This window comes from Pseudomonas sp. FP603 (genome assembly GCF_030687415.1).
GTDB classification, from domain to species: Bacteria; Pseudomonadota; Gammaproteobacteria; order Pseudomonadales; family Pseudomonadaceae; genus Aquipseudomonas; species Aquipseudomonas wuhanensis.
The window spans coordinates 2,711,172-2,724,197 of record NZ_CP117431.1 but is presented as its reverse complement, the minus strand read 5'-3'; the positions used below and the strand labels follow the sequence as shown (position 1 = coordinate 2,724,197).

Here is a 13,026-nt window from a genome sequence, read left to right as displayed (position 1 = left end):
TCCCACGCTCTGCGTGGGAATGCAGCCCGGGACGCTCCGCGTCCCTTCCAGAGCCGAACGCAGAGCGTCCGTTGAGGCATTCCCACGCGGAGCGTGGGAACGATCAGTGCGCCTGTTAGCCCTGCGGATCGAGGTTATCCAGCACCCGATTCACCGCCAACTCCCCAAGCATGACCACCGATTGAATCCCCAGCATCATGTTGCGATGGGGCATGTCCATCAACCCGGCGAACTCACTGAGCATCACGCTCGCCGACGCCAGGGATTCGCAGGCGTTGACCAGCAGGGTTTCGTTATCGACCTTGGCGCCGACGTGGTAAATGGTGCTGGGTTTGCGCTTGGTGTCTTTGGGGATGGGGGGCTTTAGGTAATGGTCGAGGGCGCGGTCGGCGGCTTCGTGGAGTTTTTTGGAATCGAGGGATTCGTAGGGTGATGTCGGATCGGTTTCAGGCGGGTTGGGTGTAGGTTTGAACATAGATGAAGCTCCTAGAGTCATGGAGCTGCCACGGTTCGCTGCGAGACGAAAGGAGGTGGCAGCTATACGCAGGTCGCAGACCGGGACTCTAGAACCGGCAGACCCGAAGGTCTCCCACGTACAGCCGCCATAACATGAACGGACAGGCATACCTGTTCACGAACGGAGGATGTTGTGCGTCTAGAGATACACGGGCTGCGAAACCCGATCGCTGATTCGTCAACGACCCGGAAACGATAGAGCCCGGCCTCAAGGCGCACAAGCCGGCGGATTCTGGCGCAGTCGTAGGCAACGGCGCAAGGCTGTGTAGCCTGAGTGAGTATCTGGAAGTGTCGCTTAAACAGCGTTTGTTTAGCGGTCTGACACTTAGCCTTGTGGTGGCTGTACCGGCCTCTTCGCGAGCAAGCCCGCTCCCACAGGTATCTGATGTGACCAAAGGATTTGTGAACGACACCGCTTACTGTGGGAGCGGGCTTGCCCGCGATGAGGCCCGAAAAAACACCCTCTAACTTTCGGTCAATCCACCAATCGCGCCGCAAGAAACTTGGCCTGGCTCGCCACATCAGTCACCGCCGTGCTCTCCCACCACATCCCACGCAACGGTGGCCCCATGGCGAACAAACGGCTGGCGACCTGCCCATCGGCGCTTAGCACCGCGCCGTCATCCGCGGCGGCAATGCCCAACGCCAATGGCCCCGGCCGTACCAGCCCGCGTGCCAATAGCTGCTGCGGCAATGGGCGCGCCACTCGCCGCCAGTCGTATTCGATACCGCTGGAATTGATCAGTGCCGCGCCGTGCACCACGCAGGTTTGCGCCTCGCCACGTCGACGGATGCGAATGCTGACCTCTCCGCTCAACGAAGGCTCCAACCCTTTGAACGATGCAGCCTGAATCCGCAACCGCCCTTCCCCGTGCAGTCGCGCCACCAACTCGGCACTCAGCGGCGGCGAGCGATGGTGATGGCTTTCCCACCACGGCCGCACATGCCGCACAAACTGCCGACGTTGCACATCCGTCGCCTGACTCCACAACCGCCCGATGTGCGCCCGCACCGTGTCGAGCGGCGCTTGCCAGTCGATGCCCTGGGCGATGGCGTCGCGGCAATGCCGACGCAGTTCGCGCATCAGCTGACGCGGCGTGCGAATGCTGTGATCCTCGGCCAGGAAATCGGCCCAGGCCGGAGGCTGTCGCCGTACATGCGGCAGCAGGCCATGCCGGGAAAACACTTCGATCGGCCCGCGATGCCCGGCCTGTTCCAGTGACACCACGGCATCGACCATGGTCAGGCCCGAGCCGATGATCAGCACCGTCGACTGCGGATCGAGCTGACGCATGGCGGCGACATCCCATGGATCGAGCGCCGCTGCGTTCAAGCCGCTGGATTCGGTTTGCGGCGTGCGCGCGGCGGGGAACATGCCAGTGGCCAGCACCGCATAGGCGCCCTGCAAACGTTGGCCATCGTTCAAGGTGAGGCGCACCGAATCGATATCGGTCTGCACATCGACCACTTCCGCGCACACATGCTCCACCGTCGAGCCGTACCGCGCGCCCACCACCTGCGCTTCGGCCAAACGCTGCTGCACATAAACGCCAAACAACCCGCGCGGCGCAAACAGCTCACTGATCGGTACATGTTGCTGATCCGACTCCGGCCAACCACCCGCAGCGATGTACTCGGTCAACCATTGAGTCAAATCATCAGCGTTGTCGGGATCGACGCTCATCCGCGCCGCGTTGCCGTTGAGCGTATGGCCCAGTTCGACCGCACTGTAGGCCTCGCCCCGACCAAGTTCAGTGCGAGGTTCGATTACCAGCACCTGACGCTTGCCCGGCAAACGCAGCAACTGCGCCGCCAGCATCGCGCCGCTGAGGCCGCCGCCGATGATCAGGATGTCCGCGTGGCGGATGGCGTCGGTCGCCTGTCCGCGTGGGGTGTCAGTCATGGCGTTCTCATTGATCAGTGTTTACCTAAATAAAAGTCGTGCAGATCGCCCCGTGCCAGTAACTCATCGGCGGTGCCGGACAGCACCACGCGACCGGTGTCGAGGACGTAGGCCTGTGAGGCGTACTTGAGTGCCACGTTAATATTTTGCTCGGCAATCAGGAAGCTCACCTGCTCGTCTCGATTGAGTTGGGCGACGATTTCGAAAATCTCCTGGACGATAATAGGCGCCAAACCCATGGAAGGTTCATCGAGCAGTACCAAAGTAGGACGTGTCATCAACGCCCGGCCGATGGCGACCATTTGTTGTTCGCCACCGGAAGTCAGCCCGGCCTGGGTCTTGCGTTTGGTTTTCAGGCGTGGAAACCAGGCGTAGATGCGCTCCAGATCCGCCGCCAGGTCCTTGCGGCTCAGACCACGAACGAAGCCGCCGCTGCGCAGGTTGTCCTCCACCGTCAGTTGCGCAAATACGTGCCGACCTTCCAGCACATGCACCATGCCCTGACGCACGCGAACGCTCGGATTAACCCCTGCGGTATCGCGCCCGAGAAACTCGATCGTCCCTCGGCTGACTTCCGCACGCTCGGCCCGCACCAACCCGGAAATCGCCTTGAGCGTGGTGCTTTTGCCCGCACCATTGGCCCCGAGCAACGCGACGATGCCGCCCTCGGGCACCGTCAGCGACACCCCGGCCACGGCCAGGATCGCCCCGTCGTAAATCACCTCGATGTCTTTGACTTGCAACAGGTCATTGGCGGCAATGTCGCTGGCGGCTTGGCTCATACGTTATTCATCCCCGGTGCAGGTGCGTGGCGTCAGGCCTTTTTCCTTGGCGAACGCGGCGGATTTTTCATCGATCAAGGGCCGCAGCAAGGCGCGGTCGGCGGGGATCCAGTCGCTGATCAGCGTCCAGTTGGCGCCGTCCCACTGCTGCACCCGCGCCGAACCGCCACCCTCATGATCCTTGCAAGACAGCTTGAGGTTCTGCATCAGGCCGAAGTACCCCATGTCCTTGAGCCGCGCGTCGTCGATGTTCAGGTGTTCCAGCCCCCAGCGCCCTTCTTCGCCATTAAGCGGGCGCTTGCCGAACTTGCCTTGGGCGGTGCGGATCGCTTCCACCATCACTGCCGCGTTCACCAGCCCGGAGTTGTAATAGACGCTGCCGAAATTCTTCAGGTCCTTGAGGTCGCTTTTGCCCTTGTCGAGGATGGCTTGCTTGAGGCGTTTGTGGATCTCGAATTCGCTGCCGGCCGGGTATGGCGTCAGCGCCAGATACCCTTTGGCGGCGGCGCCTGCGGGCAACACGTCTTCGCTGGAACTGGCCCAGATGTCGCCGACGATGTGGTCCACCGGGAAGCCGAAACGCGCGGCTGTCTTGACCGCCACCGGCGTCGACACGCCCCAGGTGCGCAGGAACACCCAGTCCGGGTTGGCCTGGCGCACTTGCCGCCATTGCGACGATTGCTCGTTGCCCGGATCGGCCACCGGGATCTGGATGTTTTCGAAGCTGTACTTCTCCGCCAGCAGTTTCAACGGGCCGAGGGTTTCCCGACCGTAAGCCGAGTCGTGATAAACCGTCGCGATCTTCTTGCCCTTGAGTTTGTCGAACCCGCCTTCGCGCTGGGCGATGTAGTTGATCAGGCTCGAAGCCTCGCTGTAGAAGGTCAGCATCACCGGAAAATTGTAAGGGAACACCGTGCCGTCGGTGGCTTCGGTGCGACCGTAGCCGAGGGTGATCAGCGGGATCTTGTCGACTTCCGCCCGCTCGCTCAGCGCATACGCCGCCGGTGCGCCGTTGGGTGAATAGATCGCCACCGGTGCGCCATCCAGGCCTTTCTTGAAGCGCTCATAGCACTCGATGCCCTTCTCCGCCGTCCACTCGGTTTCGCATTCCTGCCAGACCAGTTTGACGCCGTTGATCCCGCCTTCCACATCGTTGATGTAGTTCAGGTAATCGAGCATGCCGGCCCACACTTGCACACCGCTGGAGGCGTAAGCGCCGACGCGATAAGTGGCCAACGGGAAAAACTGCTGGTCCGGCGAGGCCAAAACCTGTGGCACCGCACTGCCGAATACCGCCAGCGTCAGAGCGACGCCGGCCAACGAACGTTTCAAGGATGCACGCATGTTGTCTCTCTAATTAGTGGGGGAATTCAGAAGCGCAACGGCCAGTGACTCAGCCGTTCACGAAGGTTGCTCAAGAGGCGAATCAGGCCTTCCGGTTCCTTGATCAGAAACAGGATGATCAGCACGCCGAAGATGATTTTTTGCAGATTCTGTAACTGGCCGGCGTCCACCGAACCGCCGAACAAGGCTTGCCCGGCGTGGCTGAGCAGGATCGGCAGCAGGCTGATAAACGCCGCGCCGACGAAGTTGCCGGCGATGCTGCCCATGCCACCGATAATGATGATGAACAGGATCTGGAACGACCGGTTGATATCGAAGCTGCTGGCGCTGGCCGTGCCCAGATAAGCAAAGGCCCACAGCGCCCCGGCGATGCCGAGGTAAAACGAGCTGACGGCGAATGCCAGGTGCTTGTAGCGCACCACCGCAATGCCGATGACTGCGGCGGCGGTATCCATGTCGCGGATCGCCATCCAGTTGCGGCCGATCTGGCTTTTCACCAGGTTCACCGCGCCCCAGGTCAGCAACAGCACGGTGGTCAGGGTCAGCAGATAGCGGCCCAATGGGGTGTTGAGGTCATGACCGAACAGGGCCAGTTTCGGCGCGGAAATGGTCCCGGACGAACCATAGTTGTAGAACCAGGGGAATTTGACGAACAGCCACTCGAGGAAAAACTGCGCGGCGAGCGTGGTGACCATCAGGTAAAAGCCCTTGATCCGCGAACTCGGCAGGCCAAAGACAAACCCCACCACCGCGCTGATCAGCCCACCGCCGAGCAGCGCCACCGGCAAGCCCAGCTCTGGCAAACGCAGCAGAAACCCGTAGGTGGCAAAGGCGCCGACCGCCATGAACCCGGCCGCACCAACCGAAGTCTGGCCGGTGTAACCGGTGAGCAGATTGAGGCCAAGCCCGGCCAGGGACAGCACCAGGAACGGGATCAGAATCGCGTTCAGCCAATAGTCGTTGCCGGTCAGCGGCACGACCACGAAGGCGATCAACAACAGCGCAATCAAACCAATCGGCACACGGCGCTGGATCAACACCGCCGGCGCGGTTTCGCGGGTAAGGGAAATCGACATGGGTTCAGACTCGCTCGATGGCGCGCTCGCCGAACAGGCCGGCGGGACGGATGTACAGGAAGGCCAAAGCCAGGACGTAAGCGAACCACGGGGTAATGCCACCGCCGATCAGCGGGCCGATGTACACCTCGGCGAGGTTCTCCGCCGCACCGACGATCAACCCGCCGACAATCGCCCCGCCAATTGAGGTGAAGCCGCCGATGATCAACACCGGCAAGGCCTTGAGCACCACCAGCGACAGCGAGAACTGCACACCTTGGCGCGCGCCCCACAACAACCCCGCCACCAGCCCGACAATACCGGCCACCGCCCAGACGATCTGCCAGATGCGGTTGAGGTTGATGCCGATCGACAGCGCGGCGGTGGTGTCATCCGCCACTGCGCGCAATGACACGCCAATGCGGGTTTTGTTGAACAGCAGCGCCAGCACCGTCACCAGCACGATGGCGGTCGCTGCGGCAATCAGGTCGAACTGGCTGACCATCATCCCGCCGATGAACAGCGGCACGTCATCGATGCCCAGATCCAGCGCCCGCACTTGCGAACCCATCAAGCCCTGAGCCAGGCCTTCGATGATGAACGACAACCCGAGGGTGGCCATAAACAGGGTGATCTGCGAGCGATTGACCAGTGGTCGCAACACCAGCCGCTCGATCAGCAATGCGCCGATGATCATCACCACAACGGTCAGCAACAGCGCCAAGGCAAACGGCACGCCTTGATCGTGCAGGCTGACAAAGGTCAGCGCGGCGAACAGCAGCATCGCGCCCTGAGCGAAATTGAACACGCCGCTGGCCTTGTAGATCAGCACGAAGCCGATCGCGACCAGCGAGTACATGGTTCCGGCGAGCAAGCCGCCGAGCAGGGTTTCGAAGAAGAATGTCATCAGTGCACCACGCCCAGATACGCCGCGATGACGTCAGGATTGGCCTGCACCTCGGCCGGCGTGCCGTCACCGACCTTGCGCCCGTAATCGAGCACCACCACATGGTCGGACAGGCCCATGACCACGCTCATGTCGTGCTCGATCAATACCACCGTGGTGCCGAGGTCGCCGTTGATGTCGGCGATGAAGCGGGCCATTTCCTGCTTCTCTTCGGCGTTCATTCCGGCCATCGGCTCATCGAGCAGCAACAGGCCGGGGCCGGCAATCAAGGCACGGCCCAGCTCCACACGTTTTTGCAGGCCGTAGGACAGCTTGCCCACCGGCACGTCGCGGTGGGCTTGCAGTTCGAGAAATTCGAGAATGCCCTGGGCCTGCCGACGGAAGCCTTCAGCCTCACGCCGGGCTCTTGGCAGGTTCAGCGCCTGCTCAATAAAACGGCTGCGCAGGTGCCGTGACAGGCCGGTGAGGATGTTGTCGATCACGCTCATTTTCTTGAACAGCGCGTTGTTCTGGAACGTGCGACCGATGCCTCGGCGTGCGGCGCTCAATGGGTCGATACGCTTGAACGGCTGTTGCTCGAACACAATCGAACCGGCATCGAAGCGGTACACGCCGTTCAGTACGTTGAGCAGCGAACTCTTGCCCGCGCCGTTGGGGCCGATCAGCGCGCAGATCTCGCCCCGGCGCACGTCGAACGACAGTTCATTGATCGCCTTCACGCCTTTGAAGGACAGGGAAATACCGCTGACTTGCAGAATGGAATCGGTTGAGCTCATGCGATGTCCCGTTTGAATTCGGCGAGCCAGGTCGGCTCGGGTTGAGCATCGGAAATGCGAGTGGCTTGCCAGATGAAATGCAGGTTGTGGAAGCCTAACAGGCGGCGAACGCGTTTTTTAATCAAGCGTTGCAGAGCCTTTTCCGGATGGGCGATGGCCCAGTCGCAGAGGCGTCGGCGCCAGGTGCCGTGGGGCGCGAGGCGGCTGTCGATTTCTGCGGCGAGCACGTGCAGGCGTTCGGTCGACAGCAACAGCCCGGACGGTGCGACTTCACGACGGTCGCGGCTGGCGCTGCCAGGGCTTTCGGGGAAGGCCAGGGATTGGCCGCTGGTCAGCCATAGCTCCAGCAATACCGTCAGGCCGTGCTGCCACTGGGTGCCCTCTTCGCTCCATAGTTGCGCGTCTTGATTCCAGCGGTTGAGGCGTTGCGCAGGGTCCACCGGGCCGAGCAGGTCGGCGAAATTCAGCAGCGCCTGGCCTTGGTTGATCCAGAGTTGCTGCGTCTGTCGCCCCTGGACGAATGCGTGGGTCGGACGGCTGCGCCATAGGGCTTTGTGCAGGGTATCGGGGTCGAGGTTGTCCGGCAGCGTCAGCAGTTCAGCGCCGATGTGCCGGGCGGCCAATGCGAGCAGCAACAGATTTGGCTCGAACGCACCGCTCAAGGCCAGGCGCGAGTCTTCGGTAAAACCCTGCTGACGCAAACCATCGGCCAACCGCTCGACATCGCGCAAAACATCGATCCAGCGCCAGACGAACCACTGACCGTGGCGCTTGTGGCGCAGCGCCGGTTGCAACGGACTGACCTGCGCCCAGTGCTGCAGCTGCTCCAGGGTGCAAGGCGCTTTGACCTGCCATTCGGCGGTGTCCGCGATGGGCGGACGCTTGAGTTCATGCACGCTCATTGGCTTACCTCTTATCCATGGGCAAAAGCGTGCGGTGGTCCGCTGGGCTGAAGAATTAACGCAATCTCTAAAACACCGCCGATTACCTGTGGGAGCGAGCCTGCTCGCGATGGCGGTGTGACAGGCGACATCAATGTTGGATGTACTGGCCCCATCGCGGCATAGGTATCTACACATCTCTAAAGTCTTCGGCTGGCCACCCAGCCGATGGCCTCTTTAGCAAAACCCGCCAGTTCCTGGGGCGTGTATTGTTCCAATGTCTCGCACATGGCCAAAAGCATGTATAAACCGGCCAGCAGCGCGGAAGCCGTCACCGGCTGCGAGCGCTTCATCTGTCGACCAGACAGACGGACCAAAAAATCCCGTGTTTGCTCAGCAAACTCCCCCTTAGCCCGCATCAGACGCCAACTGACAGCACATGCCTGACTGGCGATCAACAGCCGTTTGAACACCGCTTCACCGCTCTCTTGCTGCCAGTTTTCCAGCTGATGCCCACCCCCTTTAAGCAGTTTGAAGTAGGACTCGATACGCCAGCGCCAGTAATACCAGAGCGCCAATCGTTCATCTGCGACCTCTTGCTCAAGGTTGCTCAGCAAATACCATTCGGCCAGCAGGTGACCATCGGCTCCCAGTATTCGGCTCACGACGAGCCGGGCCGGCAACGGCTCACCAGACTTGCGCAGCGTCTTGCGGTCGGCCCTGTCTTTGGTGAAAGGCTGGGCTTGGCGAGTCAGCACGACGGCGGTTTCTCCCACCCATTGAATGGCCGGTTTTCCTTTGTAGTCCACCTTGCGAGTTTTGCGGTAGGTCATCTCGCGAGCAATTTGACTCAGGGCCCTCGATTGACCTGCATGACTGGCCGTGGAACCGGCCTTGACTCGCACCAGCCATTGCCGACCCTCGGCCTGCCATTGCCTCAGGTGAGCGACCGAATCAGCCTCTCGATCCACGATATGGACAAGCGGCTTGGCAAAATTCTGCTGTTCCAGCCAAGTGATACGTTGTGTCAGTTCATGCAGATGCTTCTCAGGGACCAGCACTTCTTCGGCTCGCGTGCTGAGCACGCCGTCCTGGTCGCCAGATTTTGAGCGGGAGTACAGATCGGTGCACCGTCACGGTCGGTGACTAGCAGGCTGCTTTGCAGTTCGTACCCGATATCGCCTCGGTGGGTCATTTGCAGGCGATCAGCCTTGCTGTGGTGGTGCATGTAATTGAGCCGAGACCAATCGTGCATGACCAGCGCGTAATCATCACAGTCATCCCGACAACCCTCGTGGGCTAACGCCAGCAGCGGTTTAACCAGGTCAACGGGCCGAACCCGGTCATTGCTCAAAAATCGCCAAAGGGCTTGCGTCTGTGCAAAAGCCTTGTCGCTTCGCGGCAAGGCTTTCATCCCGGCGGCCAGCGCCGGTAGTCCATTACTGTGTCCCATGACCAACTCGTCGTATCGTTTTGTCAGTCGGGCATCTAGCCCGGTCATTTGATATCCATGCCGTCCCTTTATAGACCAGGATCGGGAGATGTGTAGATACCTATGCCCATCGCGGGCAAGCCCGCTCCCACAGGGTTTTGTGTCGTCCACAACTATCGCCGACGATACGAAACCTGTGGGAGCGTGGCTTGCCCGCGAAGGCGTCTACGCAGACATCACTTCCTTCTCCTGCCGCCGCAACGCCGCCAGGTCTCGATAGCCCGCCCCCGGATGGATATCCGGCAATCGCGCCCCTTCGCCAAACAACTTCTCGCGCAAGGTCCCAGGTGCGTATTCGGTCTTGTACACCCCGCGCTTCTGCAACTCCGGCACCAGCAACTCCACGGCATCGATGAACGTTTCGTGGGTCAACGCATAAGCCAGGTTGAAGCCATCCACATCGGTCTCCTCGACCCACTCCTGCAGCAAATCGGCGACGGTCTCGGGGCTGCCGACAAACAGCGGCCCGAAACCGCCGATCCCGACCCAATCGGCCAGTTCGTTCGGTGTCCAGACCTTGTTCGGGTCCGCCGTGGAGAACGCCTCCACCGCCGATTGAATGGCATTGGTGTGCACGTGCTTGAGCGGTTCATCCGGTTTGAACTGGCTGAAATCGATGCCGGTCCAGCCCGAGATCAGCGCCATGGCGCCTTCATAACTGACCCAGGTTTTGTATTCTTCGAACTTGGCTTTGGCCTTGGCGTCGGTCTCGCCGAGGATCACCGTTTGCAGATTGAAGATCAGGATCTTCGACGGATCGCGCCCCGCCTCGGCCACCCGGCGACGGATGTCGGCCACGGTTTTCTTCAGCAGCACTTTCGACGGCGCGGCGACAAACACGCATTCGGCATGTTCGGCGGCGAACTGCTTGCCGCGACTCGAGGCGCCGGCCTGATACAGCACCGGCGTGCGTTGCTGCGAGGGTTCACAGAGGTGAATCCCTGGCACCTGAAAGTGTTTGCCGACGTGCCGGATTTCGTGGATTTTGCTCGGATCGCTGAAGATCCGCCGCTCGCGATCCCGCAGAATCGCGCCCTCTTCCCAGCTGCCTTCCCACAGTTTGTAGCAAACCTCCAGGTACTCTTCGGCAAAGTCGTAACGGGCGTCATGTTCGGTCTGGGCTTTCTGGCCGAGGTTCTTCGCGCCGCTTTCCAGGTACGAGGTGACGATGTTCCAACCGGCGCGGCCCTTGGTCAGGTGGTCGAGAGTCGACAGGCGTCGGGCGAACGGATACGGGTGTTCGAAGGACAGCGACGCGGTCAGGCCAAAACCCAGATGCTCGGTGACCAATGCCATCGGCGGGATCAGTTGCAATGGATCATTGACCGGCACCTGCGCCGCCTGACGAATCGCCGCGTCACCGTTGCCGTTGTAGACGTCATAAATGCCCAGCACATCGGCGATGAACAAACCGTCGAACTTGCCTCGCTCAAGGATTTTCGCCAGATCCGTCCAGTACTCAAGATCCTTGTACTGCCAGGATCGATCCCGCGGATGCGCCCACAAACCCGGCGACTGGTGGCCGACGCAGTTCATGTCAAAGGCGTTGAGACGAATTTCACGGGCCATCAAACGACACTCCGCACGCTGGGGGGATGGATGCCGTTGAGGCGGAAGTTGCCAATGAGGTGGAGCTTCCAGCGCAGCGGATCATCCAGCGACCCAGGCAACACGGTGCGTTGGCCGGTGAGTTCGAATTCGGCATTGCTGACGGCATTTAAAGCATCCGCGCTGGCCAGGTGCGACTCGGCGACGGCGACGCTGATTTCTGTGTCGTCATCGACGCTGTTCAGAACGTCTTCGGCGCGTTCGAGCAGCGCGGCGGCGACTTCGATGCGGATGTGCAAGTCACCGAAGCGGCTGATGACGTAAGGATCAGCCGTGGCTTGGGTCTGCCGGCGGACGAAACGCAACGTCGCGTCGAGCAACGTGCGAGCGTTGTGCAGGTCGTGCTGTGGCTTGGCCAGGGGCTGCCTGGCAACAATCGGTTGGGTCAAGGCGTTCATGGGTCGCTCCTCAGTTCCAGGCGTGGCGCGCAGGCTTCACGCCGTTGAGCAGGTAGTTGCCGATCAAGTGGTATTTCCAGCGCGCCGGGTCGTGCAAGGTGTGCGTCCGGGCGTTGCGCCAGTGACGGTCGAGGTTGTACTTGCCGAGCACCGAGCGGGTGCCGGCGAGTTCGAAGAGTTTGCTGCTGGTGAGCAAGGCGATTTCGGCAGAGAGGACTTTGGCCTGTGCGACCACGACCGAGGCGCGGGCAACCGTGTCCTCATTGGGTTTGAGCAACGCGGCGTCGATGGCTTGGCCGGCTTTTCTGAGGATGGCGTCGGTGCCGTGAACCCGCCATTCGAGGTCGCCGATCGCTGCGATGCTGAACGGGTCCTGCCAGCCGTGATCCTGCTGGCTGTCGATCCATGGTCGGGCTTCACGGGCGTAGCGCTTGGTTTCTTCCAGGGCGCCGACGGCGATGCCGGTATCCACGGCAGCCTGGATGATTTGCGAGATCGGGCCGTCGGCGGTGGGTTCGTCGAACGCCTTGTGGGCCGGGATCACCGCGCTCAAGGGCACGCTCACCGCGTTCAGGGTCACGCCGCCGCTGGCAGTGGTGCGCTGGCCGAAACCGTCCCAACTGTCGATCACCGTCAGGCCGGGATTGTCGCGCTCGATGAAGGCGATGAAAGCCTTGTTCTCTTCATCGACCGCCACCGCCGGCACGATGTGCGCGAACAAGGCGCCGGTGCAGTAGAACTTCTCGCCGTCGATTTGCGCGGTGTCTTTATCGAAACGGATACGGGTTTCAAAAGCACCGGCATTCTTGCTTTTGGATTCGGAGAAGGCGTTGCCGAAACGATAACCCTGCAGGACTTTGTCGAAGTAATAGCGCTTCTGCGCTTCGGTGGCGGTTTGCAACAGGATGTCGAGTACGCCCAGATGGTTTTGCGGGATCTGGCCGAGGGACGGATCGGCGGCGGAAATGATCTTGATCACTTCGGCGACTGTCACGTAAGACACGCCGGCACCGCCGTATTCTTGGGGAATGGTGATGCCCCATAAACCACTGGCGGAGAACTCATCGAGTTCGGCAACCGGCAGACGTCGCTCGCGGTCACGAGCGCTGGCCTCGGTAGCGAAGCGGGCGGCGAGCTTGTGAGCGACGGCAATCGCCTCGGCGTCCGAGTGGATCACATGGGCAGTGCGAGGGGGTTGGGCAGAGGCTGTCATGGGCCGACTCCGGGATTCTGGGAAATGCCCCAGAGCTTTTGCAGGAGTCGTGCCTGAAACTGAATATCTTTTATTTCAATAGGTTAATGAACTATCCGAGAAACACTTGCAGCTTGAAAACAGCAAAGTGCTTATCCAGTGTTGGTCGGTA

Annotated in this window: 13 protein-coding genes; all 13 read right to left on the bottom strand. The window is 61.1% G+C overall.

Annotation, left to right across the window (positions count from 1 at the left end; translation table 11 throughout):
• Positions 1-115: 115 nt before the first annotated feature.
• On the bottom strand, positions 116-475 hold the full coding sequence (locus tag PSH65_RS12675) for a DUF6124 family protein (RefSeq protein WP_305426491.1): 360 nt from the start codon (positions 473-475) through the stop codon (positions 116-118).
• A gap of 516 nt (positions 476-991) precedes the next feature.
• Complete coding sequence (locus PSH65_RS12670) at positions 992-2,419, bottom strand: FAD/NAD(P)-binding protein (protein ID WP_305426490.1); 1,428 nt, start codon at positions 2,417-2,419, stop codon at positions 992-994.
• A gap of 14 nt (positions 2,420-2,433) precedes the next feature.
• Positions 2,434-3,201, bottom strand: a complete 768-nt coding sequence (locus tag PSH65_RS12665) for an ABC transporter ATP-binding protein (protein WP_305426489.1) — start codon at positions 3,199-3,201, stop codon at positions 2,434-2,436.
• A gap of 3 nt (positions 3,202-3,204) precedes the next feature.
• Positions 3,205-4,545 carry an ABC transporter substrate-binding protein gene (locus PSH65_RS12660; protein ID WP_305426488.1) on the bottom strand — a complete coding sequence of 447 codons (1,341 nt, stop codon included), beginning with the start codon at positions 4,543-4,545 and terminating at the stop codon, positions 3,205-3,207.
• Positions 4,546-4,571: 26 nt separating this feature from the next.
• Positions 4,572-5,621: a branched-chain amino acid ABC transporter permease gene (locus tag PSH65_RS12655; RefSeq protein WP_305426487.1), complete on the bottom strand. Its 1,050-nt coding sequence runs from the start codon at positions 5,619-5,621 to the stop codon at positions 4,572-4,574.
• Between the two features lie 4 nt (positions 5,622-5,625).
• Positions 5,626-6,507 carry a branched-chain amino acid ABC transporter permease gene (locus PSH65_RS12650; protein WP_201060763.1) on the bottom strand — a complete coding sequence of 294 codons (882 nt, stop codon included), beginning with the start codon at positions 6,505-6,507 and terminating at the stop codon, positions 5,626-5,628.
• On the bottom strand, positions 6,507-7,283 hold the full coding sequence (locus PSH65_RS12645) for an ABC transporter ATP-binding protein (RefSeq protein WP_305426486.1): 777 nt from the start codon (positions 7,281-7,283) through the stop codon (positions 6,507-6,509). Before PSH65_RS12645 ends, PSH65_RS12650 begins: the two co-directional genes overlap by 1 nt.
• Positions 7,280-8,185 carry an AMP-binding protein gene (locus tag PSH65_RS12640; protein WP_305426485.1) on the bottom strand — a complete coding sequence of 302 codons (906 nt, stop codon included), beginning with the start codon at positions 8,183-8,185 and terminating at the stop codon, positions 7,280-7,282. The genes PSH65_RS12645 and PSH65_RS12640 overlap by 4 nt, the downstream gene beginning before the upstream one ends.
• A gap of 179 nt (positions 8,186-8,364) precedes the next feature.
• Positions 8,365-9,249, bottom strand: a complete 885-nt coding sequence (locus PSH65_RS12635; protein WP_305422783.1) for a transposase — start codon at positions 9,247-9,249, stop codon at positions 8,365-8,367.
• Positions 9,192-9,665 (bottom strand): hypothetical protein, encoded by a 474-nt coding sequence (locus PSH65_RS12630; RefSeq protein ID WP_305426484.1) that lies wholly within the window; start codon positions 9,663-9,665, stop codon positions 9,192-9,194. The genes PSH65_RS12635 and PSH65_RS12630 overlap by 58 nt, the downstream gene beginning before the upstream one ends.
• A gap of 156 nt (positions 9,666-9,821) precedes the next feature.
• The gene (locus PSH65_RS12625; protein WP_305426483.1) at positions 9,822-11,225 is read right to left on the bottom strand and encodes an LLM class flavin-dependent oxidoreductase; all 1,404 of its coding nucleotides are present in this window, start codon (positions 11,223-11,225) and stop codon (positions 9,822-9,824) included.
• Positions 11,225-11,662: an acyl-CoA dehydrogenase gene (locus PSH65_RS12620; RefSeq protein ID WP_305426482.1), complete on the bottom strand. Its 438-nt coding sequence runs from the start codon at positions 11,660-11,662 to the stop codon at positions 11,225-11,227. The genes PSH65_RS12625 and PSH65_RS12620 overlap by 1 nt, the downstream gene beginning before the upstream one ends.
• Before the next feature lie 10 nt (positions 11,663-11,672).
• The gene (locus PSH65_RS12615) at positions 11,673-12,875 is read right to left on the bottom strand and encodes an SfnB family sulfur acquisition oxidoreductase (RefSeq protein ID WP_305426481.1); all 1,203 of its coding nucleotides are present in this window, start codon (positions 12,873-12,875) and stop codon (positions 11,673-11,675) included.
• Between the last annotated feature and the right edge of the window lie 151 nt (positions 12,876-13,026).

What these genes read in the sequence shown, in the direction of transcription:
- PSH65_RS12675 (WP_305426491.1), bottom strand. Translation starts at nt 475, where the DNA reads ATGTTCAAACCTACACCCAACCCGCCTGAAACCGATCCGACATCACCC.
- PSH65_RS12670 (WP_305426490.1), bottom strand. Translation starts at nt 2,419, where the DNA reads ATGACTGACACCCCACGCGGACAGGCGACCGACGCCATCCGCCACGCG.
- PSH65_RS12665 (WP_305426489.1), bottom strand. Translation starts at nt 3,201, where the DNA reads ATGAGCCAAGCCGCCAGCGACATTGCCGCCAATGACCTGTTGCAAGTC.
- PSH65_RS12660 (WP_305426488.1), bottom strand. Translation starts at nt 4,545, where the DNA reads ATGCGTGCATCCTTGAAACGTTCGTTGGCCGGCGTCGCTCTGACGCTG.
- PSH65_RS12655 (WP_305426487.1), bottom strand. Translation starts at nt 5,621, where the DNA reads ATGTCGATTTCCCTTACCCGCGAAACCGCGCCGGCGGTGTTGATCCAG.
- PSH65_RS12650 (WP_201060763.1), bottom strand. Translation starts at nt 6,507, where the DNA reads ATGACATTCTTCTTCGAAACCCTGCTCGGCGGCTTGCTCGCCGGAACC.
- PSH65_RS12645 (WP_305426486.1), bottom strand. Translation starts at nt 7,283, where the DNA reads ATGAGCTCAACCGATTCCATTCTGCAAGTCAGCGGTATTTCCCTGTCC.
- PSH65_RS12640 (WP_305426485.1), bottom strand. Translation starts at nt 8,185, where the DNA reads ATGAGCGTGCATGAACTCAAGCGTCCGCCCATCGCGGACACCGCCGAA.
- PSH65_RS12630 (WP_305426484.1), bottom strand. Translation starts at nt 9,665, where the DNA reads ATGACCGGGCTAGATGCCCGACTGACAAAACGATACGACGAGTTGGTC.
- PSH65_RS12625 (WP_305426483.1), bottom strand. Translation starts at nt 11,225, where the DNA reads ATGGCCCGTGAAATTCGTCTCAACGCCTTTGACATGAACTGCGTCGGC.
- PSH65_RS12620 (WP_305426482.1), bottom strand. Translation starts at nt 11,662, where the DNA reads ATGAACGCCTTGACCCAACCGATTGTTGCCAGGCAGCCCCTGGCCAAG.
- PSH65_RS12615 (WP_305426481.1), bottom strand. Translation starts at nt 12,875, where the DNA reads ATGACAGCCTCTGCCCAACCCCCTCGCACTGCCCATGTGATCCACTCG.